Annotated in this window: 26 protein-coding genes and 2 pseudogenes; 15 read left to right on the forward strand and 13 right to left on the reverse strand. The window is 73.1% G+C overall.

The annotated features are described in order from the left end of the window. Window positions 1-134: 134 nt before the first annotated feature. Together EMA17_RS38615 and EMA17_RS56145 are read right to left on the reverse strand one after the other, a co-directional pair. The gene (locus EMA17_RS38615) at window positions 135-1,661 is read right to left on the reverse strand and encodes an LCP family protein (protein WP_126641882.1); all 1,527 of its coding nucleotides are present in this window, start codon (window positions 1,659-1,661) and stop codon (window positions 135-137) included. A 172-nt stretch (window positions 1,662-1,833) separates the two neighbouring features. Further along, a pseudogene (locus tag EMA17_RS56145) lies at window positions 1,834-2,169 on the reverse strand (DUF885 family protein); the annotation flags it as partial. A 235-nt stretch (window positions 2,170-2,404) separates the two neighbouring features. Between EMA17_RS56145 and EMA17_RS38625 the strand changes: the two are divergent. The 4 genes from EMA17_RS38625 (at window position 2,405) to EMA17_RS38640 (ending at window position 4,656) form a co-directional block, all read left to right on the forward strand. Then, entirely contained in the window at window positions 2,405-2,722 is a 318-nt protein-coding gene (locus EMA17_RS38625; RefSeq protein ID WP_126641883.1) for a helix-turn-helix domain-containing protein, read from the forward strand. Continuing rightward, window positions 2,719-3,225, forward strand: coding sequence for a hypothetical protein (locus EMA17_RS38630; protein ID WP_126641884.1), 507 nt, complete (start codon window positions 2,719-2,721; stop codon window positions 3,223-3,225). Before EMA17_RS38625 ends, EMA17_RS38630 begins: the two co-directional genes overlap by 4 nt. Before the next feature lie 186 nt (window positions 3,226-3,411). Beyond that, on the forward strand, window positions 3,412-4,362 hold the full coding sequence (locus EMA17_RS38635) for an alpha/beta fold hydrolase (RefSeq protein WP_126641885.1): 951 nt from the start codon (window positions 3,412-3,414) through the stop codon (window positions 4,360-4,362). Between the two features lie 108 nt (window positions 4,363-4,470). After that, window positions 4,471-4,656 carry a YegP family protein gene (locus EMA17_RS38640; protein WP_126641886.1) on the forward strand — a complete coding sequence of 62 codons (186 nt, stop codon included), beginning with the start codon at window positions 4,471-4,473 and terminating at the stop codon, window positions 4,654-4,656. Window positions 4,657-5,186: 530 nt separating this feature from the next. Here EMA17_RS38640 and EMA17_RS38645 read toward each other — a convergent pair. The 6 genes from EMA17_RS38645 to EMA17_RS38670 form a co-directional block, all read right to left on the reverse strand. After that, window positions 5,187-6,368 (reverse strand): hypothetical protein, encoded by a 1,182-nt coding sequence (locus EMA17_RS38645; protein WP_126641887.1) that lies wholly within the window; start codon window positions 6,366-6,368, stop codon window positions 5,187-5,189. 7 nt (window positions 6,369-6,375) lie between these two features. Next, the gene (locus tag EMA17_RS38650; RefSeq protein ID WP_246127178.1) at window positions 6,376-6,894 is read right to left on the reverse strand and encodes a SigE family RNA polymerase sigma factor; all 519 of its coding nucleotides are present in this window, start codon (window positions 6,892-6,894) and stop codon (window positions 6,376-6,378) included. Window positions 6,895-6,997: 103 nt separating this feature from the next. Beyond that, window positions 6,998-8,800, reverse strand: a complete 1,803-nt coding sequence (locus tag EMA17_RS38655; RefSeq protein WP_126641889.1) for a glycosyl transferase — start codon at window positions 8,798-8,800, stop codon at window positions 6,998-7,000. Beyond that, entirely contained in the window at window positions 8,797-9,495 is a 699-nt protein-coding gene (locus EMA17_RS38660) for a glycosyltransferase (RefSeq protein WP_246127179.1), read from the reverse strand. Before EMA17_RS38660 ends, EMA17_RS38655 begins: the two co-directional genes overlap by 4 nt. 177 nt (window positions 9,496-9,672) lie before the next feature. Beyond that, the gene (locus EMA17_RS38665) at window positions 9,673-9,900 is read right to left on the reverse strand and encodes a hypothetical protein (RefSeq protein ID WP_126641891.1); all 228 of its coding nucleotides are present in this window, start codon (window positions 9,898-9,900) and stop codon (window positions 9,673-9,675) included. A gap of 92 nt (window positions 9,901-9,992) precedes the next feature. Next, on the reverse strand, window positions 9,993-10,175 hold the full coding sequence (locus EMA17_RS38670) for a hypothetical protein (protein WP_126641892.1): 183 nt from the start codon (window positions 10,173-10,175) through the stop codon (window positions 9,993-9,995). 248 nt (window positions 10,176-10,423) lie between these two features. Here EMA17_RS38670 and EMA17_RS38675 point away from each other — a divergent pair, with 248 nt between their 5' ends. Next, window positions 10,424-11,092, forward strand: coding sequence for an RNA polymerase sigma factor (locus EMA17_RS38675; protein WP_126641893.1), 669 nt, complete (start codon window positions 10,424-10,426; stop codon window positions 11,090-11,092). Continuing rightward, window positions 11,089-11,979, forward strand: a complete 891-nt coding sequence (locus EMA17_RS38680) for a hypothetical protein (RefSeq protein ID WP_126641894.1) — start codon at window positions 11,089-11,091, stop codon at window positions 11,977-11,979. The genes EMA17_RS38675 and EMA17_RS38680 overlap by 4 nt, the downstream gene beginning before the upstream one ends. Here EMA17_RS38680 and EMA17_RS38685 read toward each other — a convergent pair whose 3' ends face one another. Continuing rightward, window positions 11,980-14,391, reverse strand: coding sequence for a magnesium and cobalt transport protein CorA (locus EMA17_RS38685; protein ID WP_126641895.1), 2,412 nt, complete (start codon window positions 14,389-14,391; stop codon window positions 11,980-11,982). Window positions 14,392-14,771: 380 nt separating this feature from the next. Here EMA17_RS38685 and EMA17_RS38690 point away from each other — a divergent pair, with 380 nt between their 5' ends. Further along, window positions 14,772-15,368, forward strand: a complete 597-nt coding sequence (locus EMA17_RS38690) for a dihydrofolate reductase family protein (protein WP_126641896.1) — start codon at window positions 14,772-14,774, stop codon at window positions 15,366-15,368. A gap of 63 nt (window positions 15,369-15,431) precedes the next feature. Here EMA17_RS38690 and EMA17_RS38695 read toward each other — a convergent pair whose 3' ends face one another. After that, on the reverse strand, window positions 15,432-15,755 hold the full coding sequence (locus tag EMA17_RS38695; protein WP_126641897.1) for a hypothetical protein: 324 nt from the start codon (window positions 15,753-15,755) through the stop codon (window positions 15,432-15,434). Window positions 15,756-15,954: 199 nt separating this feature from the next. Between EMA17_RS38695 and EMA17_RS38700 the strand changes: the two genes are divergently transcribed. From EMA17_RS38700 to EMA17_RS38715, 4 genes are all read left to right on the forward strand, one after another. Beyond that, window positions 15,955-17,244 carry a sensor histidine kinase gene (locus EMA17_RS38700; RefSeq protein ID WP_126641898.1) on the forward strand — a complete coding sequence of 430 codons (1,290 nt, stop codon included), beginning with the start codon at window positions 15,955-15,957 and terminating at the stop codon, window positions 17,242-17,244. Between the two features lie 91 nt (window positions 17,245-17,335). Beyond that, window positions 17,336-18,007 carry a response regulator transcription factor gene (locus EMA17_RS38705; protein ID WP_126641899.1) on the forward strand — a complete coding sequence of 224 codons (672 nt, stop codon included), beginning with the start codon at window positions 17,336-17,338 and terminating at the stop codon, window positions 18,005-18,007. Next, complete coding sequence (locus tag EMA17_RS38710) at window positions 17,998-19,242, forward strand: sensor histidine kinase (protein ID WP_218043216.1); 1,245 nt, start codon at window positions 17,998-18,000, stop codon at window positions 19,240-19,242. Before EMA17_RS38705 ends, EMA17_RS38710 begins: the two co-directional genes overlap by 10 nt. A gap of 278 nt (window positions 19,243-19,520) precedes the next feature. Then, window positions 19,521-19,970: a phospholipase gene (locus tag EMA17_RS38715; RefSeq protein WP_126641900.1), complete on the forward strand. Its 450-nt coding sequence runs from the start codon at window positions 19,521-19,523 to the stop codon at window positions 19,968-19,970. 120 nt (window positions 19,971-20,090) lie between these two features. Here the strand turns inward: EMA17_RS38715 and EMA17_RS55855 are convergent. From EMA17_RS55855 to EMA17_RS38730, 3 genes and pseudogenes are all read right to left on the reverse strand, one after another. Then, window positions 20,091-20,390: pseudogene (locus EMA17_RS55855) on the reverse strand (TrmO family methyltransferase domain-containing protein); the annotation flags it as partial. A gap of 129 nt (window positions 20,391-20,519) precedes the next feature. Further along, window positions 20,520-20,873 (reverse strand): hypothetical protein, encoded by a 354-nt coding sequence (locus EMA17_RS38725; protein WP_126641901.1) that lies wholly within the window; start codon window positions 20,871-20,873, stop codon window positions 20,520-20,522. Between the two features lie 151 nt (window positions 20,874-21,024). Then, window positions 21,025-21,687 (reverse strand): TetR/AcrR family transcriptional regulator, encoded by a 663-nt coding sequence (locus tag EMA17_RS38730; protein ID WP_126641902.1) that lies wholly within the window; start codon window positions 21,685-21,687, stop codon window positions 21,025-21,027. A 182-nt stretch (window positions 21,688-21,869) separates the two neighbouring features. Here EMA17_RS38730 and EMA17_RS38735 point away from each other — a divergent pair, with 182 nt between their 5' ends. The 4 genes from EMA17_RS38735 (at window position 21,870) to EMA17_RS38750 (ending at window position 26,088) form a co-directional block, all read left to right on the forward strand. Continuing rightward, a complete protein-coding gene (locus EMA17_RS38735) occupies window positions 21,870-23,384 on the forward strand; it encodes an MFS transporter (RefSeq protein WP_160161721.1) in 1,515 nt (504 codons plus the stop codon). Window positions 23,385-23,460: 76 nt separating this feature from the next. Continuing rightward, entirely contained in the window at window positions 23,461-24,639 is a 1,179-nt protein-coding gene (locus tag EMA17_RS38740; protein WP_126641904.1) for a GDSL-type esterase/lipase family protein, read from the forward strand. Window positions 24,640-24,753: 114 nt separating this feature from the next. Continuing rightward, complete coding sequence (locus EMA17_RS38745) at window positions 24,754-25,452, forward strand: alpha/beta fold hydrolase (protein ID WP_126641905.1); 699 nt, start codon at window positions 24,754-24,756, stop codon at window positions 25,450-25,452. Between the two features lie 15 nt (window positions 25,453-25,467). Continuing rightward, complete coding sequence (locus tag EMA17_RS38750) at window positions 25,468-26,088, forward strand: cysteine peptidase family C39 domain-containing protein (protein WP_126641906.1); 621 nt, start codon at window positions 25,468-25,470, stop codon at window positions 26,086-26,088. The last annotated feature ends 3 nt before the right edge of the window (window positions 26,089-26,091 follow it).

Raw genomic sequence — 26,091 nt, forward strand, 5'->3', positions numbered from 1 at the left:
CCCAACGTCCCCACACCCCGCTTCGCGCGCACACGTCCCGCCTCCGCCTCCGCGTCCGTCCTCCGGCCCACCGGCGCACGTGTCCGGCGTGGCTCGTGCGTGGTACTCGGGGCTCGGGGGTCGGGGCTCGGGGCTCAGCCGAAGGAGAGGTTGGAGCACGGGTCGTCGTCGGCCGAGCGGACCTTGTCGACGACCGATGCCGGCGGGGGTGCGGGTGTCGAGGCGGTGGACCCGGTCGGCGGGGGTGGCTCGGTGGCGAAGGTGCGGCCGAGGGTGACGGTGAGGCCGGTTGCCGAGGTCGGCCGTAGTTCGGCGCCGGGGAACAGGTGGGCGACGGTGTCGGCTCGGTCGCGTTCGCCCCGGCCGTACTCGATCACGGTCGCGATGTGGGTGCGGGAGGCGGCGGTCGCCGTGGTGGTGACGGTGAATCCGTTGGCCCTGAGGGTGTCCGCGGCGCGGGCGGCCAGGCCCGTGGTGGGGGTGCCGTTGTAGACGGCGACGCTGATTCCGGTGCCGGGTGGGGGCGCGGTGCTCGCCGGCGGCGAACCGGGGTTCGGGTCGGGGGACTTGCCGCCCGCGTCCTCGCCGTCGACGGTGCGGTCGGCGCGCAGCGCGCTCCACAGGATGTCGGCCTGGGGGCGGACGATCGCGACCCGTTCGCCCTGGTAGCGCCACGGTACCGTGACGAACTTGGTGTTGTGCAGGTCGATGTCGCGCAGGGACATCGCGAACGAGGTCAGCTTCTGTACCGACCCGAGGCCGGGGTCGACGGTCAGCGCCTTGGTGGCCGCGTCGGCGAGCGGGAACAGTGTGATCGGATCGAGGCCCTTGCCCTTGACCCGGGTGATCAGCGCGGCGACGAACGCCTGTTGGCGGCGGATGCGGCCGATGTCGGAGCCGTCGCCGAGGCCGTGCCGGATGCGTACGTAATCGAGCGCCTTGCGGCCGGAGACGTTCTGGCGGCCCTTGGCGAACAGCAGTTCGCCGCGCGCGTGGAGGTTGGGGTTCAGGTCGCCGGCGTATACGTCGGTGGGTACGCAGACGTCCACGCCGCCGACCGCCGAGGTCATCTCGGCGAAGCCGGCGAAGTCGATCACGACGGTGTGGTCGACGCGCAGGCCGGTCAGCTTCTCGACGGTGTTCTGCGTACAGGCGGGGTTGCCCCGGGTGGTGTCGCCCACGGAGAAGGCCGCGTTGAACATGGTGTTGGTTCTGGGCCCGGTCCAGGAGCCGTCGGGCAGTCGGCACGGGGGTATCTCCACGAGCGCGTCGCGGGGGATCGAGACGGCCACCGCGTGTCTGCGGTCGGCGTACACGTGCAGGAGGAACGCGGTGTCCGAGCGGCCGACGTCGCCCTGTCCGCCGCCGTACGCGTCGTTGCCGCCGGCGCGCGAGTCGGAGCCGATCACCAGCACGTTGTGGCCGCCGGTCTCCTCGGGGCGGTCGGGGGAGACGCCGTCGGCGGAGAAGGTCCGGATGTTGCCGTTGAGCCGCAGATAGATCCAGCCGGCGCCGGCCACGAGGAGGATGACGAGGGAGAGGGCGACGCCGACGAGCCGGCGGCGGCGCCTGCGTGGTCGGCGGGTGCGGGGCGTCTCGGTGGATATCCCGGGCCGCGGCCCCGACTCGGGCCTGGCGCCCGACCTGTGACTTCCCGACATCGCGCGGCCTCGTCCCGGTGGTTCGTTCGAGGCGAGCCGATCCGCCCCGATTCTTGTTTCTATAGTTGCGCAATATAGCAACTGTTGTGGGTGGCCGGCCGGCACGCTCCGGTTCGAGGCCGGCGAATCGGAGTGCGCCGGGGTGTCGGCCCCGGTCGAGGGCGGCGTCCAGGAGGCCGAGCGGGGATGCGCCCAGGTTCGGCATCGCGGCGTGGAAGCGAGGCGGGGAGAATGCCGATACCCAGCGTGCGCGGGCCCGTTCGCGCAGGTCCGGGATGGCGAACCTGCCCCACGTGTACCGGCCGTGGGTCGGGTCGAACAGGCCGCGCCGGGCCTCGTGTACGGCGGCGGGGCCGGCCGGCGCGACGTCCTCGGTGAACCGGCGGGCCGCGTCCTCGACGGTCATCGCGCCGGTGGCATGGCGCGGCCGTGGCCGAGGTGTCCCGGGGCCACCTCGTGCACGACCATGTCGGCCATCAGGTCGCGGCTGAAGCCGCCACGCGGCCACTGGTCGCGCTCGGTCGCGGACCAGCCCGGGAGCGGGAGGCCGACATGGAACCGGCCAGGCGCGTCCGCCTCGTTCGCGGCGGCCCAGGTCGCGCCGCCCCCGCTCCGCGCCGGTCGTCGACTGTGCGGCCGGGTTGTGGGGTTGCTTTCGCTGTTCGGGCAACTTTCCCGCAGGGAGGGATGATTGTGTTGCGCCGGATCTACCGTTCCCGCAACTCGCGTTCTACGCTGCCGGAATGAGGCATGTGGCGCCTGGGGCGCGTGAGACCAGAACGGCGGAGCGGATATCGCCCCCGACCGCCGACGAACCCATCCGGATGATCGTGGCGCGCAACGTGCGGATGCTCGCCCGGCGCGACGGCTACACCGACGGGGCCATCGGCGAGGCGCTGGGCCACGGCCGCTCCTGGGCGTGGCGTCGGTTCACCGGAGAACTGCCCTTCGACCTCAACGACGTGGAGCGCCTGGCCGAACTGTTCCAGGTCGACCCGGCACACCTGCTCGCCCCCGCTCACACGTGGGCGCCCGACCCGTCCCGGAGGGTGGTCTCATGAGCACCGAACGTCGCCCGAGCAGTCGCCGCAACCGCGTCGACAACAAGCACCGCATCGAGCGGGCCACAACCCGCCGCGCCACGCGCCACAACGACGGGGCGTCCGTGCCCGCGATGTCCTCGGAGGTGATCGAGGCCGCGCTGTACCGGGCCGCCGAAGGCGACTACGCGGCGCAGGCGACCACGTACATCCTCACCGAGGAGGGCTCCTTCGTCCGCCGCCCCGACCTGTACGCGGTGTGTCTGGACTGGTCCGACGACGGCCGCTACGCCTCGGTGCGGTGGGAGACGCTGCGCGAGGTGGTCACCGCGCCCGACGGGCCGTACCCCGACGGGGCGTTGCGCACCATCCTGCTCCTGTGTTGTTCGCTGCACGACGACGGCCCGGTCCCGCTGTCCCGCCTGGCCTCGCTCGACACCACCAACGCCCGCATCGTCTCCCGAGGCGTACACATCGCCACCGGCGCGCTCCCGTTGCGCCAAGCCCTGGGCAACACCCCCTGACCGGTCGCGGCGGCCGCCCGAACGCGGGCCGCCGCCGCCCGTAGCGGCTCGACCCCCGCCCTCCCGGCGGGGGCGGCCGGACGACAGTGGTTGCATATTAAAACTGGGTCTCCTATGGTCATGGTGGTTGCAAGTTGCCACCACGCGGAACGTGGACGGACCGTACGATCGAGGAGACCACCCGAGATGATCGCCGCCGACGAGACCTTCCAGGGCAGCTATCCCTTCGCGCCGCACCACAGTTCGGCGCCCGGATTCCGGATGCACTACGCGGACGAAGGGGCCGGTCCGGTCGTGTTGTGCCTGCACGGCGAACCCACGTGGGGCTACCTGTTCCGGGACCTGATCCGCCGACTCTCGACCGACCACCGGGTCGTCGTGCCGGACCACATGGGCTTCGGCAAGAGCGAGACCCCGACCACGCGCTCCTACCGGCTCGGGGACCACGTCGACAATCTGGAGGCGCTGGTCCTCGATCTCGACCTGACCGACATCACCCTGGTCATGCACGACTTCGGCGGTCCGGTCGGCATGGGTCTGGCGGCACGGCACCCGGACCGGATCGCGCGCGTCGTCGCCGTGAACGCACCGACGCCGTTCGGACAGGAGGACCTGGGCGCGGTACTGGCCGCCAACGCCGCCGAGTCGCCCTGGTTTCGCTGGATCGCCCGCGCGCACGGCGACGGCACGCTCGAACACGTGCTGGGCGCCCTGGACTTCACCATCCTCAGTACGCTCGCGCTGAACGGATTCGAGGACACCCGGATCATCTCCCCGACCTGGATCGAAGCGTACGGCTCGGCCTTTCGCACGCCCGAGGAATGCCTCGGCGCGATCGGCTGGGCCCGGGGCTTCGCCACCGGCGCGCATACCTTCGAGACACCGACCGCCGAGGTCCGGGCCGGGCTCGCCGACACCCCCGCGCTCGCCGTCTGGGGCACCGCCGACCGGACCCTGGCGGCCGGCCACTTCCTCCCGCTGTTCCGCGCCGCCTTCCCCCGGGGCCTGATCACCGAGCTGCCGGGCGTGGGCCACTACAGCCTCGAGGACGCCCCCGAGACGATCGCCGCGCTGATCCGGCAGTTCCTCGCCGGGACCACCACCGACGTGCTCCGGGGACGTTCGGTGGCCGCCTGACACGGCGCGGCGACCCCGCGGACGCCCGCCGCCCGCCGTCCGTGCGGATGCCCCGGGCGGAGGGGAGCGGGACCATGGAGGCAGGGCGACATGAGCGGGAGGTGTGCCATGGCCGCCAAGTTCGAGATGTACACCGACAAGGCAGGCAAGTTCAGGTTCCGCCTGAAAGCCGGCAACGGGCAGATCATCGCCGTCGGCGAGGCCTACGAGACACGTGCGGCGTGCATGAACGGGATCGACTCGATCAAACGCAACGCCGCCGACGCCAAGGTCGTCGAACTCGCCAACGCCTGAGCCGACGTCCCGGCCGGTCCGGCGACCGACGCGGGCCGGGAGCCGATGTCCGTCGTGGCATCCGCTCCCGGCCCGCGGGCGAGCCCGTTCGGCATCCGCGTCGGTGTCACCGCGACGCGGGCTCGCGTTCGGAAGTCGGCGCCCCGGTCCCACCGGCGGCGGCGGGGCCGCCTTCGGCACGGTGAGCAGGGCCGGTACGCCCGCCGCCCGCCAGAGCGCCCCGCAGAGGAGGAACGCCCGGTCCGGGCCCGCCGCGCAGGCGTCGCGCAGCGTGTCCGGCACCGCGCCCCGACCGCCGGCCGGAGCCGTCGCCGCGAGTTGTCCCGCCCGGCCGCCGCCCGGGGCCTCGGCGGTCGTGTGCGGGTCGGCGGCGAGGACGGTCCCGCCCCGCGCAGCGCGTGCTCGACGCCGTCCCGAAAGACCACGCCCACCACCGCGAAGCCCGGCTGCCGGAAGGTGTCGAGCGCCCCACCGGCCATCCCGGCCCGGCCCTCGCCCCGGCCTCGCTCCCGCCGCCGAACCGGTGTGTTTCAGCGGGCGGACCCCATGGTCGCGGTCGCGGACATGGATGTGGACGAAGGGCCGAAGGTGTCGGGGGCGTCGGGCGTACCGCCGCCGGCTGTTCGGGTGGAGGTGGCGGCGCCGTCCACGTTGCCGGCGGTATCGGTGGTCGAGGTCGGCGATCCCGACGCCGAGGTGGGCGGGGACGTGGTCGGGGCGGCCGCGGTGGACGCCCCGTCGGAGGGGACGAGAGTCGGCTGGATGGAGGCGGTGTCGATCAGCCGGATCGCCGCCAGCAACGCGCGCAGGCGGTTCGCCTCGATCGCGGGTTCGGACTCGGCGAACGCGCCGTCGGCCCGGGAGATGCGGTCGGGAGGCACGTCGTGCGCGCCCGGTGTGGCGCCGACGCCCACGACGAACGAGGCCGGGTCGCCGCCTTCCGCGTTCGGCGGATCGGTCGTGCCGAAGCGCAGCGCGTACAGCGAGGACTTCTCCGGTGCCATCGGCGCGATCACCGCGACCACGTGCTCCCCGCTCGCCAGTGCCCCCGGGTCCAGGGTCAACGGGACGCGCACCGGTACGCGGGAGCCGGGAAGCACACTCTCGGCGATGTGCCGGGCCCGTTCGGCGTCGGCGGCCGGGCCGGTGAGCGAGACCACGGCCCACGCGTCCCGCGCCCACTGCCAGGCCAGTTCGAGCCGGCCGTCGACCGGGGTCGGGCCGATCAGCCACACGGCCGGACGCTCCCGGACCGACGGCGCGCCGGCGCCGGCCGCGCTCGCCGTCGCCGGGAACCGCCCCGCCGCGTACATCGTCACCGTCGCCCGGGTGGCCGCCAATTCCGGCGCGGCCCCCGGCTTCTCCGGGCCCAGGGTCACCCGCTGGCGAAAGCGGCCCGTCTCGTAGGACACCGGCGTGTAGCCGCCCGCCGAGCCGACCCGGAAGGTGCGCTCGCGTACGTCGAAGCCGCCCCCGGCGGCCGGCCCGAAGCGCCCGTCGCGCGACGGCGTCGCGAGCACCACCGTCACCAGCGCGATCATCGCCACCGCGACCGCGCCGCCGACCACGGCCAGCGCCCGGCGGGCCCGCACCGTGCGGCGACCGTCGCGGATCGCGCGCGCCACGTACACGCCCGGTTCGTCGCACCCGACCGGAGGCGTCTCGCGCAACGCGGCCAGCAGTCGGGCGCCCTCGTGTTCCTCGGTGTCCATCGCCCGCCTACTCCCCTTCCCATCGGGCCACGACGGGCCCGTCCAGCAGTGTGCGCAGGCGCGCGAGGCCCAACGCCGTCTGGCTCTTCACCGTGCCCTGCGAGCAGTTCAGGATCTCGGCCACCTCGGCGACCGGCAGATCGCACAGGAACCGCAGCACCAGCACGACCCGCTGCCTGGGCGGTACCCGGGACAGCGCGATCCGCACGGCGTCGCGCGTCTCCACGTCGGGTCCGGGCGGCGCGGCGGGCAGCGGGATGTCCTGCGGCGCGCCGATCAGCCGTACCCGGGCCCAGGCCAGGCGGCGCTCGTTGAGGAACGCACGCACCAGCATGCGGTGCACGTAGCGGTCCAGGTCGTCCGCCGCGCTCGCGCGCCGCCAGTGCACGTACAGGCGCGTGATGGTGTTCTGCACGACGTCGTCCGCCCGGTCCGGGTCACCGCACAGCAGGCGGGCGACCCGGCGCAGCGCGGGCAGCCGGGCGGACACGTACTCCGTGTACGCGTGCTCGTCGCTCGCCCGCACCCGCCTGTCCTCCCTCGCCCAACCGCCGATGCCGGCGCCTCCCGGGGACCGTATCGACTCCGGGTCGGCCGCGATCGCCCCGGTCCGACCCGCCGCCACCCGCTCAGCCGGCACCGGCCGCACCCCCGTCCCGGGCGTCCGCAGCCCGGCCGTTCCCGCCGCGGACGTCCCACACCCACACGCCGCCGGTCTGCCGACTCGGCCCGAGCAGCAGTTCGAGGGTCGACCACAGCGCGTTCTCCTGGTAGTGCGGGCCGAGCACCACCGCGTCCGCGTGCCAGAAGGCGAGGTCGGCGCGGGCCTGGGCGCGGTCCCGCTCGGTCACCTCCGGAACCTTGCCGCTGTCGCGCACCTCGCGCAGCAGGTTCGAGGTCGGCCGGGTGACCGCGCCGTAGCCGCCGAGCCGGTCCGGTCCGAACGGACCGACGAAGTAGCCCTCGGCGAGCGGGAAGCCGAGGTCGGCGTCGACCTGCCAGCTCAGTGCCCGGGCATCGGAGGGGTCGGGCAGCGGCACCGTCACGATGGCCCGGCCCGACCCCACGAAGTGGCGCCAGGTGCCGTCGGTGAAGAACGCGGGCGTCGCCTCGCGGGGCTGGGTGGTCAGCGGTTGCGGCAGCAGCGGCACCAGCGCCTGGAGCGCGGCCACGCACCACAGCAGCCGGATCCGGCGGTCGCGGGTACGGGTGGCGGCCTGCGCGCCGAGCGCGAGCAGCATGCCGAACACGGGCACGCAGACCATGGTGAATCGGCTCTCCAACACCGATTCGTACAGCGGGAGTTGCCCGAACCAGCGCCACGGCCCGTCGATCCCGGTGGGTTCGCCGTTCAGGATGATCTCCGGGCCCAGGGAGAACAGCGTGGCGCCGACGAGCACGACCGCGAGCGCCCTGGCGAGCGCGGTGCGCCACAGCGCGACGACGAGGGCGAGGGCGAGCAGGAGCAGCGGCCAGCCGAAGAACGCGTTCTCCTCGGTCCGGTTCAGCGACAGACGCGAGGAGACGTCGATGTCGCCGGCGAGGGAGCGGTCGGCGTACGCGGTCAGCGCGGCGAGGTCGTTGCCCGCCGGGCCGTGCAGCAGGTTGGTGTAGCTCTGCGGGCCGTTGAACTGCCACCACAGGGGATAGGCGACCAGCACCAGACACAGCGCCGCGCCGATCGGGACCCCCCGGGCCAGCGGACGCAGTGCCGCGCGCGCCGCGGCGGGTGCGGCGCAGGCGTAGCCGACGGCGAACAGCGCGATCCCGGTGGAGGCGAGCAGCAGTGCCTCCTCGCCGAGGAAGATCTGATAGGTCGTCAGCAGACCGAGCAGGATGCCGTCGCGGATCGGCCGCAGGCCGCCGGCCACACGCAGCAGTCGGTCGATGATCAGCGGGATCACGAACAGCACGGCCAGGTTGGGATGCGCGTTGGCGTGCGAGATCATCGGCGGGGCGAACGCGCAGAACGCGCCGCCCAGGGCCGCGGCCGGGCGCGAGACGTCCAGGTGACGCGAGATCAGGTAGTACCAGGCGGCGGCGGTCGCGGCGAGCCCGAAGGTCAGCACGATCGCCCAGGTCGCCGACGGCCCGAACAGCCAGGTGATCGGCGCGAGCGGGATGGACAGCCCCGGCATCGAGGTGTTCGCCATCAGGTTGACGCCGTCGGGATGGTTCTGCAGCGTCGTGGTCAGCGGGTTCTCCCCGTGCGCGACGGCGCGCGCGGTGACCGCGAAGAACCACTCCCACTGGCGCTGGTCCTGACCGCTGTCCACCAGGTAGCGCCCGGAGGGCCCACCCCACCACAGGCCGTGGTACAGCAGCAGCGAGGCGGCCAGGTAGACGCCGCACACCAGGGCGTCCAGGGCGCGCCCGGAGCGGGGCAGCGTGATCGTGCGGATCGGCGCGACGGACTCGCGCACCGCGGTCACGCGGCCCGTCCCGGGGGGAGCGGCATCTGCAGCGCTTCCGTGCCGGGGGTGCGGGCGGCGGCCGGTACCGGGCCGTGCCGCAGCCGTACCCGGGCCAGGTCGGTGAGCACTTCCAGGCAGTGTCCGGGGCGCAGCTTGGAGCCGTCCTGGTGGGTCCACGCCACCGGGACCTCGACGAAGCTCCAGCCGAACGCGAGGAAGAGTCGGAGCACTTCGATGTCGAAGGCCCACCCGTCCACGCTCGCGCGCGCGAACGCGGCCCGGGCCCGATCGCCCCGGAACAGCTTGAACCCGCACTGGGTGTCCACCGTCCCGGGCAGCGCGACGGCCCGGATCAGCCGGCTCCCGACATCCGACAACACCCGGCGCACCGGCGGCCGGGCCACCGCGAACGCCGGCCCGCGCGAGCCGATCGCCGCGTCGAACCCGGCGTCGAGCGCCGCCTGGAGCCGGGCCAACTCGTCGATCGGGGTGGCCAGATCCGCGTCGCACAGCAGCACCCGGTCGCCGCGCGTGGCCGCGACCCCGACCCGTACGGCGTGCCCTTTGCCTCGATTGACCGGATGTCGCACCAGCCGCACCCGCGGTTCGTCACGAGCCGTCGCCGCGGCTCCGGCGTACGTATCGTCGGTGGATCCGTCGTCGGAGACGACCAGTTCCCAATCGCCTCCGACCTCCCGGAGATGATCGACCACCGCGGCCAGAGTCCCCGGCAGCCGCCGTGACTCGTTGTACACGGGTATCACGACCGAGAGCCCGATCCCACAACCAGTTCGCTTCACACCACGATGACCACCCGACTCCGGTATCGCGTTGTGTGACGTGGACCACATCTTCCATCGCATCTCGGCCGGGCGCCCGACGCCGCGACGTCAGCCGGTGGTCGAGCGCCGTCGGTACCGCACGCAGCCGCACGACCTGCCGTTGGGCACGAGTTCACCGACGTCGAACTCGTCCCCGCCGCACGTGCTTCCGTGGTCCGCGGGCAGATGTCCGCAGTTCGCGCAGGCGTCCGGATCGGGCTCGACCAGTGCGATGAAGACGCCGAACAGCACAAGCGGCGTGACGCCGATGATCAGGACGATCCAACCGTTGTGCATCGTGGGCCCCTTCCGACGGTGGGCATCGCACGTGCCACGGAGCCGGTGCGGCCTCGGTACACGTCCCTCGGGCCGCACCGGCCCGAGGTCCGCTACCAGCCGCCGGTCGCGCCGCCACCGCCGCTGGATCCGCCGCCGAACCCGCCGAACCCGCCGTCGGCATCGGCCGCGGCGGGGCCGGCGGCCAGTGCCAACATCGCGGTGATCCCGGCCACCGTCAGGGCCGTGACCTTGCACGCTCGGCCGAGACGCTTGCGAAGGGTCTTTGCAGTCACGAGAGAACTCCGCTCACTAGGGTCGGATCACGGTCCGAGGCCGGATCCGAGGGAGGGTTCCTTTCCGTCGTGCAGCCGTGCAGAGCCGTGCAGGATGAGCATCGCAGCGCCCGCGGGTGAAAAGCACCAGGGAATCCCCGCCTATACGCACCCGTGACCCACGCCCCGCACCCGAATGCGAGTGACGCGTGTCACCCTCCGGGAGCGCGCGAGCGGCTGCCGGACAGTCGAAGGGTGTGGAAACAAGCATGAGATCCCGGATCAGAGCCGGAGACCCCTACGCCTTCGAGGAGTTGTTCGCCGAGCACTCGAAGTCCGTCTACAACCACGGCTTTCGGATGACCGGCGACTGGGCCGCGGCCGAGGACGTGGTGGCGCTGACCTTCCTGGAGGCCTGGCGGCTGCGCGCCGACGTGGCCGCCGAAGGCGGTTCGCTGCGGCCGTGGTTGCTCGGCGTGGCCGGCAACGTGGTCCGCAACCAACGCCGAACTGCGCGGCGACATCGGGCGGTCCTGGACCGTGTGCCGCGCGAGCGGGCGGTGCCCGACTTCGCCGACTCACTGGTCGACCGCATCGACGACACCAGAACGATCGCCCGGGTCCGGACGATGCTCGGCACGCTGCGCCGGCAGGAACAAGAAGTCGTCGCGCTGTGCGTGTTCTCCGGACTCGACTCCGCCTCGGCGGCCGAGGCCCTGGGGATCCCGGTCGGCACCGTGCGCTCGCGGCTGTCCAGGGCCCGCGCCAAGCTCAAGCGGCTCGCGGACCGGGAGGAAGGCGCGGCGGGTGCGGATCGGGCCTCGCCGACACCCGCGTCCGCGCCCGCTCCCGTGCCCGCTCCCGCGAAACGTGTCGACGACGCCCGCCGGCCGGGGCGCCTGCCCGTCGGCCGACCCATCCGGAAGGAAGCCCGATGAAGCGCCCGACCGCCCACGCCGATCTCGACGATCACGTCAACACCCATGACGCGGTGACCCACGACCTGGCCGCGCTGCTCCCGACGCCGGCCGAGCGCGACCTCCCGGCCGGCCGCGCCGAGGGAATGGCGGCCACCCTGTTCCAGGCATTGCACGACGCGGCGGCGGAGGGCGCCGCCCGCGCCCCCGTCTCCCCCCGCCGGCGGTGGGCCTGGCGGATCGGGGTACCGCTCGCGGTCCTCGCGGCGGGTGGCGGCACGATGGCGGCGATGCTCATCGACGACACGCCGGTCCGGGTGTCCTATCCCCAGCAGACGGCCTGCTCGTACACGTACACCGTCGAACCCGCGTTCCTGTACACCGTGCACGTCGACGCCGCGCAGACCCCGGAGGAGGCGTGCGCCGCGGTCTGGGACGCGATGACCGACACCGCCCGGACCTACCTTCCGACCGACAGCCCCGAGCGCGCCGCCCCGCGGCCCGCCGTGCCGCAGCTGGTGGCCTGTACGCGCAAGGGTGACGACAACGGCCTGTGGACGATGCCGAAACCGACCGGCGTCGGCGTGCGGGACGCCTGCGCCGCGTTGGGCATGACCCGCCCGGACGACGGCGCCCGCTACCGCGGCGCGACCATCGACCGGGTCCGCCGCCTGAACCGGCTGTTGTCGGGCCCGGCGGCGGGCGGCCGGTGTCCGAACCTCGCGGACGTTCGGGCACGTGTGGAGCGCGCCCTGGCCGAGGTGGGCATCACCACGTGGTCGATCAGGACGGAGCTCGAACCGGGCGCGGATCCGAACGTGGTCTTCCCCGTGGTCGACCCGGAACGCGCCGCCGTCGTGCTGCGCAACGGCCCGCCCGGGACCTGCGCGGAGCCGGCCGGCCGCTGATCACGCCGTCGCGGCCACCGCGACGCCGAGGAGTTCCGGGAGGGTGCCCGGAAAGTCGCCCATCATGGCCGCGAACACCGCCCAGGCGTCGGGGGACAGGGGGCCGTGTCGGGCGATCAGGTCGGCGACGAGGTCGTCCGCGCCGTGGGTGGTGGCCGGGAGTGCTCGGCAGATCCGCAGCACCGCGCCGGCCGGGCGGCCCCGGGCGATCAGGTCCTCGATGGCGAACAGGCCCTCGCGCAGGCAGCGTTCCGGCCAGTCGGGGCTGTTGGGGTAGGCGCCCGGGCCGCCGTTCGGGCGGGGTAGTTCGGCGGTGTCGAGGGCGAGTCGGGCCAGGGCGGCGGACCGGGGCGCGAGTGTCGTGGCACAGCGGTCGGGGTCGGCGGTCAGCACGGCGCGGGCGACGTCGGCCGGCAGGTCGTCGAGCCGGGACAGGATTCCGGCGATCCGGATGAGGCCACCGTCGGCACGGGTCGCCCGCACGGCGGCCCAGTCCGGCTCCGCGTCGAACTCGAAGTGGCAGAGCAGGTCGGAGAGATTCGGCGTGCGCAGGTCGGCGAGGAACAACTCGGCCGCCAACTCCCGCAGGGCCTCGGCGACGACCCCGGCGTCGTCGGGGTCGGGCAGTTCGGCGAGTGTCCGGGTCAGGATCGTATGGGGTTCGGCGCGCCCGGTGCCCCGCGAGCCGGTGACGAAGTCGCGGACGAGGTCGGCACGGCCCAGCGCGACCAGGCGCCGGCAGGCGGCGGTCTGATACCCGGCGCACATCGCGGTCTGTGTGCGCAGGGCGTCCACGATCAACGCGGGATCGTTGCAGTGCACCCGGTGCGTGCGCGCGACGCGCGGCCACGGCGTGTCGGCGTCGGCGAACACCGACGGGTGGAGCGGGATCGCGCCGGGAGGTCCGCCGGCCGCGGCGGTGCCGGAGAGGATCCGGCGGATGGTCCGGGTCCGCGGTCGATGCTTCAGTATCAGTGCGGCGTTGACGGCGGGGTCGTCCAACCCGACCAGCGATTCCGCCACTTCGGGGTCGCCGCCGTGCCGACGGGCGAACTCGGCCCGTGCCGGCTCGTCGGCCACCGCGGCGAAGGCGGCGATCAGCGCGCCCGGCAGGGGCGATCCCTCCGGCAGGCGCGACATTTCCTCGCCCCAGCCGTCGCCGGGACCGAACGCCGGGACGGGGGTGCCGATCGCGGTGGCCCGATCCGCCGAGTGGCCGGCCGGCGAGGACGGATCGGCCGGTGCGGCGAGGGCGGCGACGACCGACCCGACGGTCGCCGACTCCGCGAGCGCGAGCAGGAACGTCCAGGGTGAGCCGCCGCTCCGGAGGGTGTGCTCGGGGTGCGGCGGATACACCTCGGGTGGCGGCAGGAGGGCGGCGGCGCGCAGCAGTTCGGGGATGGTGCCCGGGAAGTCGCCGCGCAGGAGGGCCAGTAGCGATCGCCAGTGGGTCGGGTCGTCGCCGAGTACGCGGCGCACCGTCTCCCGCAGCGCCGCGTGTGCCTCGCGTATGCCGGGTATCTCGCGGGAGAGGACGCCGAATCCGGGGTCGGCCAGGGCGGCGAGGAGCAGTGGGGCATTGCCGGTTCGGGTGTACAGCCCACCCGGGGTGAGCACGCCGGCCCGCAGCCCGGCGACGGCCGCGTGGACCACTCCGTCGAGCGTGCCCGCGAGCAGTGGCGCGACGTCGGGGGCGGCGGCAAGGCACGCGGGGTGTGTGGCCAGGTGGTCCGCGGTGGCCGGGTCGAGGGGGTCGGCGGCGTGCAGGCGGGCCAGGGTGATCCAGTCGGCCCGCGACCAGGCCTCGAACACGACGGCGGCGAGCCGGGCGTTGCGTCGGCGGACGGCGGTACGGCGCAAGCGCGTTCGGTAGTCCGTCGGGCGCGCCGGGATCGACGCCCGGAACCACGCGTGTACGTCCTCCGGGGCGTGCGGCGGCGGTTGGCGACGCGGGCCGCGCACGTGGCGCGCCGCGTGCGCGGCGATCGTACGATCGGCCGCGGCGCGCGCCGGGCCGAGCAGCAGGCGCGAACGCGAGGCCAGGAGCCGATCCCGCAACTCCTCGGGTACGGGCGGGACGTCGGGCCCACCCGCGAGCATCCGCCGCCGCAGCGCGGCCGTTGCCGAGGGGTGGAGGTACGCGGCGACGCGCAGCGCGGGATCGCCTGCGCCGGCCAGCGCCTCCGGCACGTCCGCGTTCGGGGCCGACCCGCGGATCAGCGCGTCTCGATCGTCGCCGTCCCCCTCCTCGATCGCCCATGCGACGATCGCCGCGCGTACCTCGGGGGAGGCGGGCAGTGCCTCGGCGAGCACCTCGTGGCGTGAGGCCGCGGGCAGCCGGGTCGACAACCGGACGGCCTCGGCGGGGGAGAGGTGGTCCAGCAACGCGGCGAGATCGGCGCTTTGGTACACGTGTGCGGCTCCGGGGGAGAGAGGTGGGTACGCCGGCTCCATCCTGCCCGGGCCGGGCGCCCGTGGCCGCCGATTTTCGGCGGGTGCGCGGCGGGCCGCCGGCCGGGGCGCGGGACGGCGGCGGACGTGGGTGTCGCCGGCCGGAGATCGACTACCGGTGATGCCGTGACCCAGGTCACCGACACTCGTCGAGGTTCGTGCGATGAGTTTCGGCCGGGCGCTACAGTCTCCATCCCGTAACACCGGACCGGGCACCGGGCACCGGGAGCCCGGCGCTCGGAAGCCCGAACCCGAGCCCGCACCCGACCCCGACCCCGACCCGGCAAGCCCGTCCCCCCGGAACCCCGGGACCCCGGAACAAGCAAGAGGAGCACCACCCCATGCGGATCGTGATCAGCGAGTTCATCAGCCTCGACGGTGTCGTCCAGGCGCCGGGCGGTCCCGACGAGGACACCGACGGCGGCTTCGCCCACGGCGGTTGGACGCACCCGTTCTTCGACCCGGAGGTGGTCGGCGGGGCGTTCGCGGACGCGGCGGGCAAGGCCGAGGCGCTGCTGTTCGGCCGGCGGACCTGGGTCACCATGGCGGGCGCCTGGCCGGAGCGGGCCGGCGACCCGTTCGCCGACCGGTTGAACGCGATGCCCAAGTACGTGGTCTCCTCCACGCTCGGTCCGGACGACCCGACCTGGAACAACACCACGGTGCTCGCGGGCGATACGGCGCTCGCCGAGATCCGCCGGCTGCGCGAGACCGACGGCGGCGACCTGTTGGTGATGGGCAGCCCGACGCTCGCCCGCACGCTGCTCGCCGAGGACCTGGTCGACGAGCTGCGACTGATGATCATGCCGGTGCTGCTCGGCGGCGGGAAGACGATCTTCCCGGCCGACGGCGGGTTGCGTACGCTCGAACTCGCCTCGACCGTGATCAGCGACGCGGGCGTGCACGTGTGCACCTACCGGCCGGTCGCCAAGGGCTAGCCGGGTCGGTGCCCGAGTCGGGCCGGCCGTTGTGGGCCGGCCCGGGGATCGGTGCGCCCGGGGCTACCGCGTCGTGTAGTAGACGTATCCGCCGAGCCCGCCGAGGAGGATCAGGTTGTACATGAAGATCTTGATCCGCCCGGCGGCCGAGACCGGCCCGCGCTGGGGGGTGTAGGCGGGGCCTCCGCCGTCTCCGCCGCCCCCGTATCCCCCGGTGCCGTTGCAGCCCGGGCACGGCTGCATCTGCGTGGTGCGACCGCCACCACCACAACCCCCACAGCCCATCCCGTCCTGCACCACAGAGTTCTGGCCGGATCCGCCACACCCGGAGCACATGGTCTCCATCGGCATCCAGCCGTTGCCGCCGCAACTCCCGCAGTACCCCACCCTGCCTCCTCGCGAAGATCCCCCGCGCCGAGCTCGCATGAGGAGCGCTCGGGGGTCAACGCAATCCCGGTGAACTTCCGCACCCGGCCCGGGGTCGACCGGAGGAGAAACGACCCCTACGTGTGCGACCTCCGGACTAGGGGATCGCTCGCCGCCCCGGATGACGCCGCCGAGGGCGCGGTGACCGTAGCGTCCGGGTGTGCAAAAAATCTACGCCTGGCTGCGCGTCCATCCGCTCGTGGTGGATGCGATGTACATGGTGCCGCTGCCGCTGCTGAGCGCCAGTCAGCAAAACGCCGCCGACGCGCCGACCGGTCACGCCTGGACCTGGACGTGGGTCGTCGTCGCGGTGTTCAGTCTGGGCGCGGTGCTGCGCCGGGTTTACCCTCGGGCCGCCTTCCTGGTGGTCGCGCTGGGCGGCGTGGGGCAGCTGTTCTTCACCGAGGCGATCTCCGCGGCGAGCTTCGCGGTCCCGATGGTTTTGTACACGACGGCGAAGTGGGGCAGTCGGCGGCGCGCGCGGATCGCGCTCGTCGCCGTGTTCGTCGGACCGGGACTCTACTTCGCGCGATGGGGCACCAACCTCGAACTCAACCTGCGCGACGGACTGTTCGGCTACTGCTTCCTGGTGATCAGCCTCGGTATCGCCTGGGTCCTGGGCGACTCGATGCGCACCCGGCGGGCCTACTACGCCGAACTCGAGGAACGCGCGGCGCGCCTGGAGTTCGAGCGCGACCAGCAGGCACAGATCGCGGCGGCGGCCGAACGTTCGCGGATCGCCCGAGAGTTGCACGACGTGGTGGCACACAACGTGTCGGTGATCGTGGTCCAGGCCGACGGCGCCGGACGGGCCATCGGCACCGCCCCGGACAAGGCCCGCGAGGCACTGGACACCATCGCCAAGACCGGCCGCGAGGCACTGGTGGAGATGCGCCGACTGCTCGGCGTACTGCGCGCGGAGAACGAGACCGAGGGCATGACCCCGCAACCGAGCCTCGGCCACCTGGACGACCTCGTGGCCCAGGTCGGCCGCGCGGGGATGTCGGTGGGCCTGACCGTCGAGGGGGTACCGATCGACCCCTCCCGGACCGTCGCCCTGACCGCCTACCGCATCATCCAGGAGGCGCTGACCAACACCCGCAAACACGCCGGTCCGCAGGCCACCGCGAAGGTGCTGGTCAGATACCTGGAGCAGGCCCTGGAGTTGCGCATCGGCGACGACGGGCGCGGTGCGCAGGCACCGGGCGACGGGATGGGCCACGGGCTGATCGGCATGCGCGAACGGGTCGCGATGCTCGACGGGCGGCTGGACATCGGCCCGGATCCGGACGGCGGGTGGATGGTGTACGCCCTGCTGCCCTATGGCACGGTCGGGAGCGGGAGTCGGGCCGTGACGGCGGCGTCGACGCCCGCGCGGCGCTCCGGGGCTCGGACGGGGCCGCCCCGAGGGGACGGGGCCGCGATCCGTATGCGACGCGGGGACGCGTGACCCGGGCCCGGTCGGCGTCGCACGCTCCGCGGTGTCCGAGCGAATTCTCGGCCATACACGATCCATATGTGTCGGCTGGGATGCTGCCGGGATGCGAGTGCTTCTGGTCGAGGACGAGCAGCCGCTGGCCGGCTATATCGCCGCCGGACTGCGCAAACACGGATTTGCCGTCGATGTCGCGGGAGATGGGCAAAGTGCCCTGGATAAGGGGGAATCGACCCCTTATGACGTGGTGGTGTTGGATCGGGATCTGCCGATCGTGCACGGTGACACCGTCTGTCGGCGGCTCGCCGAGTCGGGCACCTCGCGGATTTTGATGCTCACCGCGTCCGGTGCCGTTCGGGACCGGGTCGACGGGCTCACCCTGGGCGCCGACGACTACCTGGGCAAACCGTTCGCGTTCGCCGAACTGGTGGCCCGTGTGCACGCGTTGTCCCGTCGCAGCGCGCCCGCGCGGCCGCCGGTGCTGCGGGCCGCCGACGTGACGCTCGATCCCGCTCGGCGCTGCGCCGAACGCGGCGGCAGGGCACTGCACTTGACGCCCAAGGAGTTCGGCGTGCTCGAACGGTTGCTCGCCGTCGCCGGGGACGTGGTCAGTGCCGAGACGCTGTTGGAGAAGGTCTGGGACGAGCACGCCGACCCGTTCACCAACGCGGTCCGGATCGCCGTCGGCACGCTGCGGCGCAAGCTCGGCGATCCGGTCCTGATCGAGACCGTGACCGGTGTCGGATACCGGATCGTGGCCCGGCCGGCGTGCGACTGACCGCGCGCGGTCGGCTCACCGCGCTGTACACCGCGCTGGTCCTGGCCGCCGGGGTGGTGCTCACCGCGCTGACGTATCTGCTGGTGCGGCGGAGCCTGCGGCATCGGATCCGGATCGAGGTCCTGGCCGGCCCGGGTACCGACACCGAATCACCCCCGAACGTGGGGGAGATGACCGCACTCGCCGAACGCGTGCGGGCCACGACGTTGTCCGACCTGCTCACCCGGGCCGGGATCGCGCTCGCCGTGGTGACCGTACTGGCCGCGGCCCTGGGGTGGTTGGTCGCCGGACGGGTGTTGCAGCCGATCCGGGCCATCGCGGCCACCGCGCAGCGGCTGTCCGCCGAGAACCTGTCCGAGCGGGTGCCGGTGGGCACGCCGCCGGACGAACTCGGCGACCTCGCGGCCACGATCAACGGCATGCTGGACCGGATCCGCGCCGGCGTCGCGCAGCGCGACCGGATCCTGGCCGGACAACGGCTGTTCACCGCCAACGCCGCACACGAACTGCGCACACCGCTCACCACGATCCGCACCGCGATCGACGTGACCCTGGACGGCGAGCCGGACCGGGCCGAACTGCTCGCGATGGCCGACGACATCCGGGCCGCGATCGACCACAGCCGGCGTACGCTCGACGGCCTGCTCGCACTGGCCCGCAGCGAAAGTGATCCCGGCCGGCATCGCCTCGTCGACCTGGCCGAGATCGCGACCGGGATCCTGGACGGCGCCGCCGACGCGGCGAGCGCACGGCGGCTCACCTGCCGCGTCGCGGGCCGACCCGCGCGGATGTACGGCGAACCGGTGCTGCTGGAGCGGCTGATCGGCAATCTGGTCGACAACGCCGTCCGGTACAACCACGTCGACGGCCGCATCACGGTACACACCGACCGGATCGGCGACCATGTACTCCTCCGGGTGACCAACACCGGCCCGTCGATCCTGCGGGAGGACGCGACGGGCCTGCTGGAGCCGTTCGTTCGGGGCCGCGACACCCGCCGATCCGCCGACGGCGGCGCCGGTCTGGGCCTGTCCATCGTCCGTGCGATCAGCACCGTCCACCAGGGCGACCTCACCCTCACCGCCCGGGACGGCGGCGGGTTGGACGTCACCATCCGCTTCCCGAGCGCGCGGGAAGCCCACGCCGACGGGCCGCGTCTCGTCGGCGGGACAGACGTGGACGCGCGTAGCGAGGTTGCGGACGCGCGTAGCGGGGTCGCGGACCGACCCGTATAGCCGGCCCGGCTCGGGGACGGCGGGCAACGCACGGTGTGCGCAAGGGCATCGGGTGAAGCGGATGTACCCGGAGGATGAATTGTCATCCGAAGTCCGCCGAAGTCTGGACGGCCGGCGCGATCGTCCGGTGGGATGGCTTCCGCTCCCGCGTCCTCGGATCGCGTCTCGCGTCGCCGACCGGTCGTGGGGAGTCTGTGAGTTCGGAGCTCGGCCGTACCACCTGCATCCCCTGCCCACGGCACTCCACACCGGGAGCGTCGGCATCCTGGAGGTATTCGATGCGTCGACTGTCCATGGCACTTGCCGCCACCGCGATGACGATCGGCGTCGGAGTCGGCGTGGCCACGCCGGTCCAGGCCGCTCCGGCGGACAAGCCGCAGGTACTCTCCGGTTGGACCCAGACCAGCGCCGCCAGCTACAACGCCTGGTGGTCCGCCCGGCAGAACCAGGGCAACTGGGCCGCCTACAACTTCGACTGGTCCACCGACTACTGCAGCGGGTCGCCCGACAACCCCTTGGGCTTCCCGTTCCAGAACTCGTGTGCCCGGCACGACTTCGGCTACCGCAACTACAAGGCGGCGGGCACCTTCGCCGCCAACAAGGCCCGCCTGGACAGCGCGCTGTACGAGGACCTCAAGCGGGTCTGCGCCCCGTACGGCGCCGTGGCCCGGGCGACCTGCAACAGCACGGCCTGGACCTACTACCAGGCGGTCAAGATCCTCGGCTGACGTCGAATCCCCGGGCCGGCGGCGGCAACGTCGTCGGCCGGGGCTCGCCGATGCCCCCGATACCGGTTCGACGTCCACGATCGGGGTGCCGTCGAGCGCTTCGAGGTCGCGGCCACCCATCCGCGGGCCGTCGATCGTGGTGATGTGTACGCGGTGCGACCCGATGGGGTTGGGCCGGTCCGGCGAGCGGGCGTCGAACACGCCCCGCACGCGCGTGCGGGCGTCGCCGCGCGGGTGCACGGACAGCACGTCCCGGTCCGCCCGGTCGAGCCGGGTCGGCACCACGTCGGTGCCGACCGCCGGTTCCCGGAGCCCGTCGGCCACGTCCGGCTCGAACCCGAGCCAGTCCTCCGGTGAACCCTCGTCCCCCCGCCCGGGCGCGGACGCCCGATCCACCGGCGGGACTCGACCCGGCCGCACGCCGGCCCCGGACGCGCGTCGTCGTGCGTCGTTTCGCCCCCTTCGTCGTCGATCGCACCCCGTGTCGCCGGCTCGACCGACGCGGGACGGCGGATGCGACGGAGGCCGTCGGCGGGACGCGGGCTCGGGTCAGTCGGCGACGTCGAAGAGCACCGAGCGCACCTCGAGGTCGTCACGGGTGGGCTTGCCGTGCGGCTTCAGGCGCCACTCGGCGCCCGTGCAGTCGGCCCCCCGGTAGACGGTGACCCGGGAATCGGTCTCGTTGTGCGGGCCGTAGCCGGGCGGGACGTCGTCCGAACCGACGCCGTACAGGTCGATGCACACGCCGCTGCGCGGGTCGTGCAGGGTGACCTGATGTTCCCGGCCCGACGTGTCGACGTACTTGTAGTGGAACCGGCCCTCGGCGGCCACGGATGTTCCGGGCAGCGACAGGACCAGTGCCAGCGCGGCCACGGCGGCGCCGGCAGCATTGCGGAGTTTCAAGGTGAATCCCTTCCAAAAGGTTGCCTGGCCGACTTTAGAGGGAATTCACGTAAAGTAAGCGGACATTCCGGAAGATTGCTTCGTGGCGCCCGGCGGGTCCGCGCCTTGCACGGTGTGTGGGTGTGTGGGTGTGTGCGGGCAGGGGGACCGACTAGCCGGCGTCCGGGCGGGTCCGGGGGCGGTATCGGGCCAGGAACATGTCCACGCCGCCGGTGATCAGACGGGACGTCAGGTCCGCGTCGGGCGCGGCGCCCGTGGAGCCGTACGCGATGTGCGGCATCAGCACCAGGCCGGACAGCTGGATCGCGGCCAAGGGCACGTCGTCGATGGCGAGTTCGCCGCGTTCGACCAGCCTGGTGAGCGCGGTGCGGACCACCACGTGGAAGCGGTCCGGGCCCAGTTCCTGCCAGGTGCGGCCCAGTTCGGGCAGGCGGGGCATCGAGCCCAGCACCACGTTGTGCAGCGCGAGCACCTCCGGGGTGGCGTGGCCGGCCACCCATGCCTCGCAGATGGCGATCAGGTCGGCTCGTACGTCGGTGGAGGAGCCCAGGCGCTCCTCGATCAGGTGCATGGAGTCGACCAGTGCCCGATCGAGCATGTCGCCGACGATCGCGATGAACAGGGCCTCCTTGCTGCCGAAGTGGTTGTAGACGGTCACCTTCGCGACGCCGGCCTCGGCGGCGATGGTGTCCATGCCCACCCCGTAGCCGTCGCGCAGGAAGGCGTCGGTCGCCGCCTTCAGGATCGCCGCGCGCTTGCGTGCCGCGCGGTCACCCGAGGGGATGCGCTTGGGGGTCTGCTCGGCTGCCCACACGGTCGGCTCCTCCGTTGGTCGTCGCGTGCGTTCGGCACGGCGCCTGAACGCTTGATCGTTACTCAGTCTAATCAATTCTGAACCGTACGGGTTGGTTCAACTGAACTGCACTGTTGAGTTCATATGAACTGCACTGTATGGTTTGGTTCATCGAACGGCGGACACCTGGAAGGGGTCGGCAGATGAACCACGACACGGCCACGAGGCCGAAGGCGGCATCGGCGACAAGGGTCGCGACCGCCGCCACCGCCGCGGTCCCGACGACGCCCGGTACACCGGCGCCCACGGCAACCGGCACACCGGCGACGACCACCGCGGCCACCCGGACCGGCGCCGCCTTCGCCCTGCTGGCCGCCGTACAGGCCGTCCTCAACACCTCGGTCACCATCACCTCGGCCGCCGGCCCCGACATCGCCGCCGACCTCGGCCTCGGCGCCTCCGGCCTGGTCTGGACCGGCGCCGCCTACACCCTCGCCTTCAGCGGCCTGCTCCTGCTCGGCGGCCGGATGGCCGACCGGTACGGCCGACGCAACGCCTTCCGGGCCGGCATCGCCCTGTTCGCCGTCGCCTCGCTGGCCGGCGCGCTCGTCCCCGGCGGGGGCTCGCTGATCACCATCCGGCTGCTCCAGGGCGCCGGTGCCGCGGTGGCCGCGCCCGCCGCGATGGCCCTGGTCGGGGACGTGTTCCCGGTCGAGGCCACCCGACGGCGCGCGATGGCCGCGTGGGGCGGACTCTCCGGCGTCGGCGCCGCGTTGGGCATGCAACTCGCCGGTGCCACCGCCACCTGGGCCTCCTGGCGCTGGTCCTTCGTCGCCCTCGCACTGGTCGGCCTGGTGGTCGCGGTCCTGTCCGGGCGATACCTGCCGGCGGGCCCGACGCCGACGCGCGGCCGGGTGGACGTACTCGGCGCCGCCCTCGTCACCGGCGGCGTCGCGCTGCTCAGCCTGGGCCTGGTGGCCGTCGGCACACACGGCTGGCTCACCGTCGCCGTACTGCTCCCGATCGGCGCCGGACTCGTGCTCCTGCTCGGCTTCGGGGTGGCCGAGAACCGGATCGCCGCGCCGCTGATGCCGCTGCGCTTCCTGGCCTCGGGGCGTCGGGTCGGCGCGCTGGCCACCGGCATGCTCGCGCCGATCGCCGGATCGTCGGCGGCGTTCCTGATGTCGCTGTACTTCCAGCGGGTGCTCGGCTGGTCCGCGTTGCGCTCCGCGCTGGGCTTCGTCCCGTACACCCTCGCGCTGATCGTAGTCAGCGCCGCCGGCGTGGCGATCGTGGCCCGGCTCGGCGCCCGGCGGACCGCGTCCCTCGGCCTGATCACGATGGCGATCGCGTTCCTGCTGTTCGGCCGGATCGACGCGGAATCCGCCTACGTCGGCGCGCCGTTGTCGGGAATGCTCGTCCTTCCCGTCGGGATCGCACTGACCGCTGCCTCGGCGGTGGTCGGCGCGACGCGGGGCGTGTCGGCCGGGGACGCCGCGTTGGCCGGCGGTGCGTTCAACACCTCGATGCTGATGGGCCCGACCATCGGCATGGCCCTGTTCGCCTCGCTCGCCGACGCGCACACCGGCGCCGGCCCGTCCCCGGAGCAGGCCGCCACCGACGGCTACGTCTTCGCCTTCCACGCCGCGGCGGCGCTGTTCGCGGTCGCCGCGGTCGCCGTGGCGGTCCTGCGGGGGAGCCGGACGGCGCGGGCCTGATCGGGCTCGCCCGAGCGCACGACCACCCCTCGTCCGGCCCATCGACCACCCTCATCCGTCAAGGAGTTCACCGATCATGATCAGCGTCGACACGACCGCCGCCCCCGCCCCCGCTTCCGCCCCCGCCACCACCTGGGTCGCGGGCTTCCGCTCCGCCGTGCTCGGCGGGTACGAGGAGATCCGGATCCAGCCCTCACGCGCCTTCCGTGACCAGACACTGCGACAGATCCTGCACATGGACGGCGGCGGCACCACGTTGCGGGTGTTGCTGAGCAACGAATACGGCAGGGAGCCCCTGGTGATCGGGGCGGCGCGGGTCGGCTCGGCCGGCGCGGGCGGTCCCGTGGATCCGGCGGGGGAGGCCGTACTGCGGTTCGACGGGGCGGCCGAGGTGACCATCCCGGTCGGCGCCCGGATCCGGAGCGACCCGGTCGAGTTCGCCACCGAGGCCGGCACCGACCTGGCGCTGACCCTGTACTTCCCGGAGGACACCGGCCTGGCGACCTACGCGCACACCCCTTCCCAGAATGCCTACCTGGTCGCCGGCAACGCCTCGGGGCGGGCCGCGTTCGACGACGCGGAGGAGATCGACGGGCGGTACTACGTGGCCGGGGTCGACGTCCTGGCCCCCGAGGGCACCGCGATCGCCGTGGCGTTCGGGGACTCCTGGTTCGGCGGCGGTGGCACCACCGTCGGGGCCAACCTACGCTTCCCGAACCAGCTGAACCGGCGACTGGCCCGGGGCTGGGTGGTCAACCAGGGGCTCGGCGGCAACCGGCTGCTCACCGACGAGGTCGGGTTGCACGGGCTCGCGCGGTTCGAACGTGATGTGCTGTCCGTGCCGGGCGTCACCCACGTGCTCTTCCACTTCGGCCTCAACGACCTGGGCCTGCCGGGCATGTCCGGGAAGCCGCCGGCCCGCGCGGCGGACCTGATCGAGGGCTTCATCGCGCTGGCGGCGCAGGCCCGCGCGGCCGGGCTGACCTCCATCGGCGCCACGATGGGCCCGTACGGCGGCACCATCTACCCGGGCGTGGACAGCGCCCAGGGGCGGGCGGAACGCCGTCGGGTGAACGACTGGATCCGTACCTCGGACGTCTTCGACGCGGTCGTCGACGTGGCCGCCGCGGTCCGGGACCCCGACGCCCCGGACTTCATCCGGGCCGATCTCGACAGCGGCGACCACCTGCACCTCAACGACGCGGGCGTCCGCGCGATGGCCGACGCCTACGACCCGGCCCACCTACGGCTGTGAGGGGCGTGCGCCCGAGCGCGCCCGCCGCCTGTCACCCGCCGCCCGGTCCCCGGACCGGGACCGGCGGGTGACGCCGTTCCGGGTGGTGTCGGGGTGATCGGATAGCGTGCCGCGATGACGGATTTCGTGTTGGTCGCAGGTGCGTGGTTGGGGTCCCCCGCGTGGGACGAGGTGGTGCCGGACCTGCGAGCCGCGGGGCACGGAGCGTATCCGTTGACGCTTTCCGGCCTGGCCGAGAAGCGGGGCGCGCCGGCGGGGCGGCGTACGCACGTCCGGGACATCGTGGACGAGGTCGAGGGGCGGGACCTGCGCGATGTGGTCCTGGTCGGACACAGCTACTCGGGCATCCCGGTGGGTCGGGCTGCCGAGCGGATCGGCGACCGGCTGCGAAGGATGGTCCTGGTCGATGCGAACGTCGCCGTCCACGGCGAGTCGTTCGCGTCCGGCTTCTGGTCCGGCGAGGCGGCGATCACCGCCGCGATCGTCGCCGCCGACGGCTTCTGGGCGGTGCCGCCGGCGGCGGAGTTCGCCGGACAGGGCCTCACCGACGGGCAGATCGCCCGACTCGTGGCCGACGCGACGCCGCATCCCGGTGACACCCTGACCGAACGGGCCGAGTTGGCGGGGTCGTTGGGTGACATCCCGACGACCTACCTCAAGTGCCTCCTCGACGGCCCGGAACCGAGCGACGCCGTGGCGAAGCTGCTGACGAGCGAACGGTGGCGGCTGGTCGAGATGGATACGGGCCACTGGCCGATGTACTCCCAACCGCACGAACTGGCCCGGATCCTCCTGGCGGAGGCCGGCCGGTAGCCGGAAGGATTCCCTGTGTTCCTTCGACACACGCGTCATCCGATACCCGCGATCACCCAGTACGCGAGCCCGGGTCTGATCGACGCGATCGTCTACGCCGGTCGTCCGCCGGGCGACGACGACGCCTGGGCGGAGAGCGGGGCGCCGGATCGGGCCGCCTACGGCTACTGGGCCGGGCGGTGGTGCGGGATGGCCTGCCTGCGGATGGCGCTGTTCGCGCGCGACGGCGAGGCGCCTTCGTTGTACGAGCTGATGGTCGGCTGCGCGGCGCACGGCGGGTATGTGCGTCGCGAGGACGGCGGGGTCGACGGTCTCTACTACCGGCCGTTCGTCGAGTACGTGCGGGAGGCGCACGGGTTGCGGGCGGAGGTGGTCACCGAGCTGGGGCCGGACCGGCTCGCCGACGAACTCGACCGGGGCCGCCTGGTGATGGCGTCCGTGCATCGGGAGATTCGCCGCCCCGAGCGACCGGCACCGGGGCGCGGCGGTCACCTCGTCCTGGTCACCGGTCGGCGGGACGACGCGGTCACCTTCCACAATCCGTCCGGACACACCCCGGAGGCGGTGTCCGCCACGCTCGCGCCGCACCGCTTCGACGAGTTCGCGGCACGGCGCGGCATCGTGCTACACCTGTGAGGC

Origin of the sequence: Embleya hyalina (assembly GCF_003967355.1) — a bacterium.
GTDB lineage: Bacteria > Actinomycetota > Actinomycetes > Streptomycetales > Streptomycetaceae > Embleya > Embleya hyalina.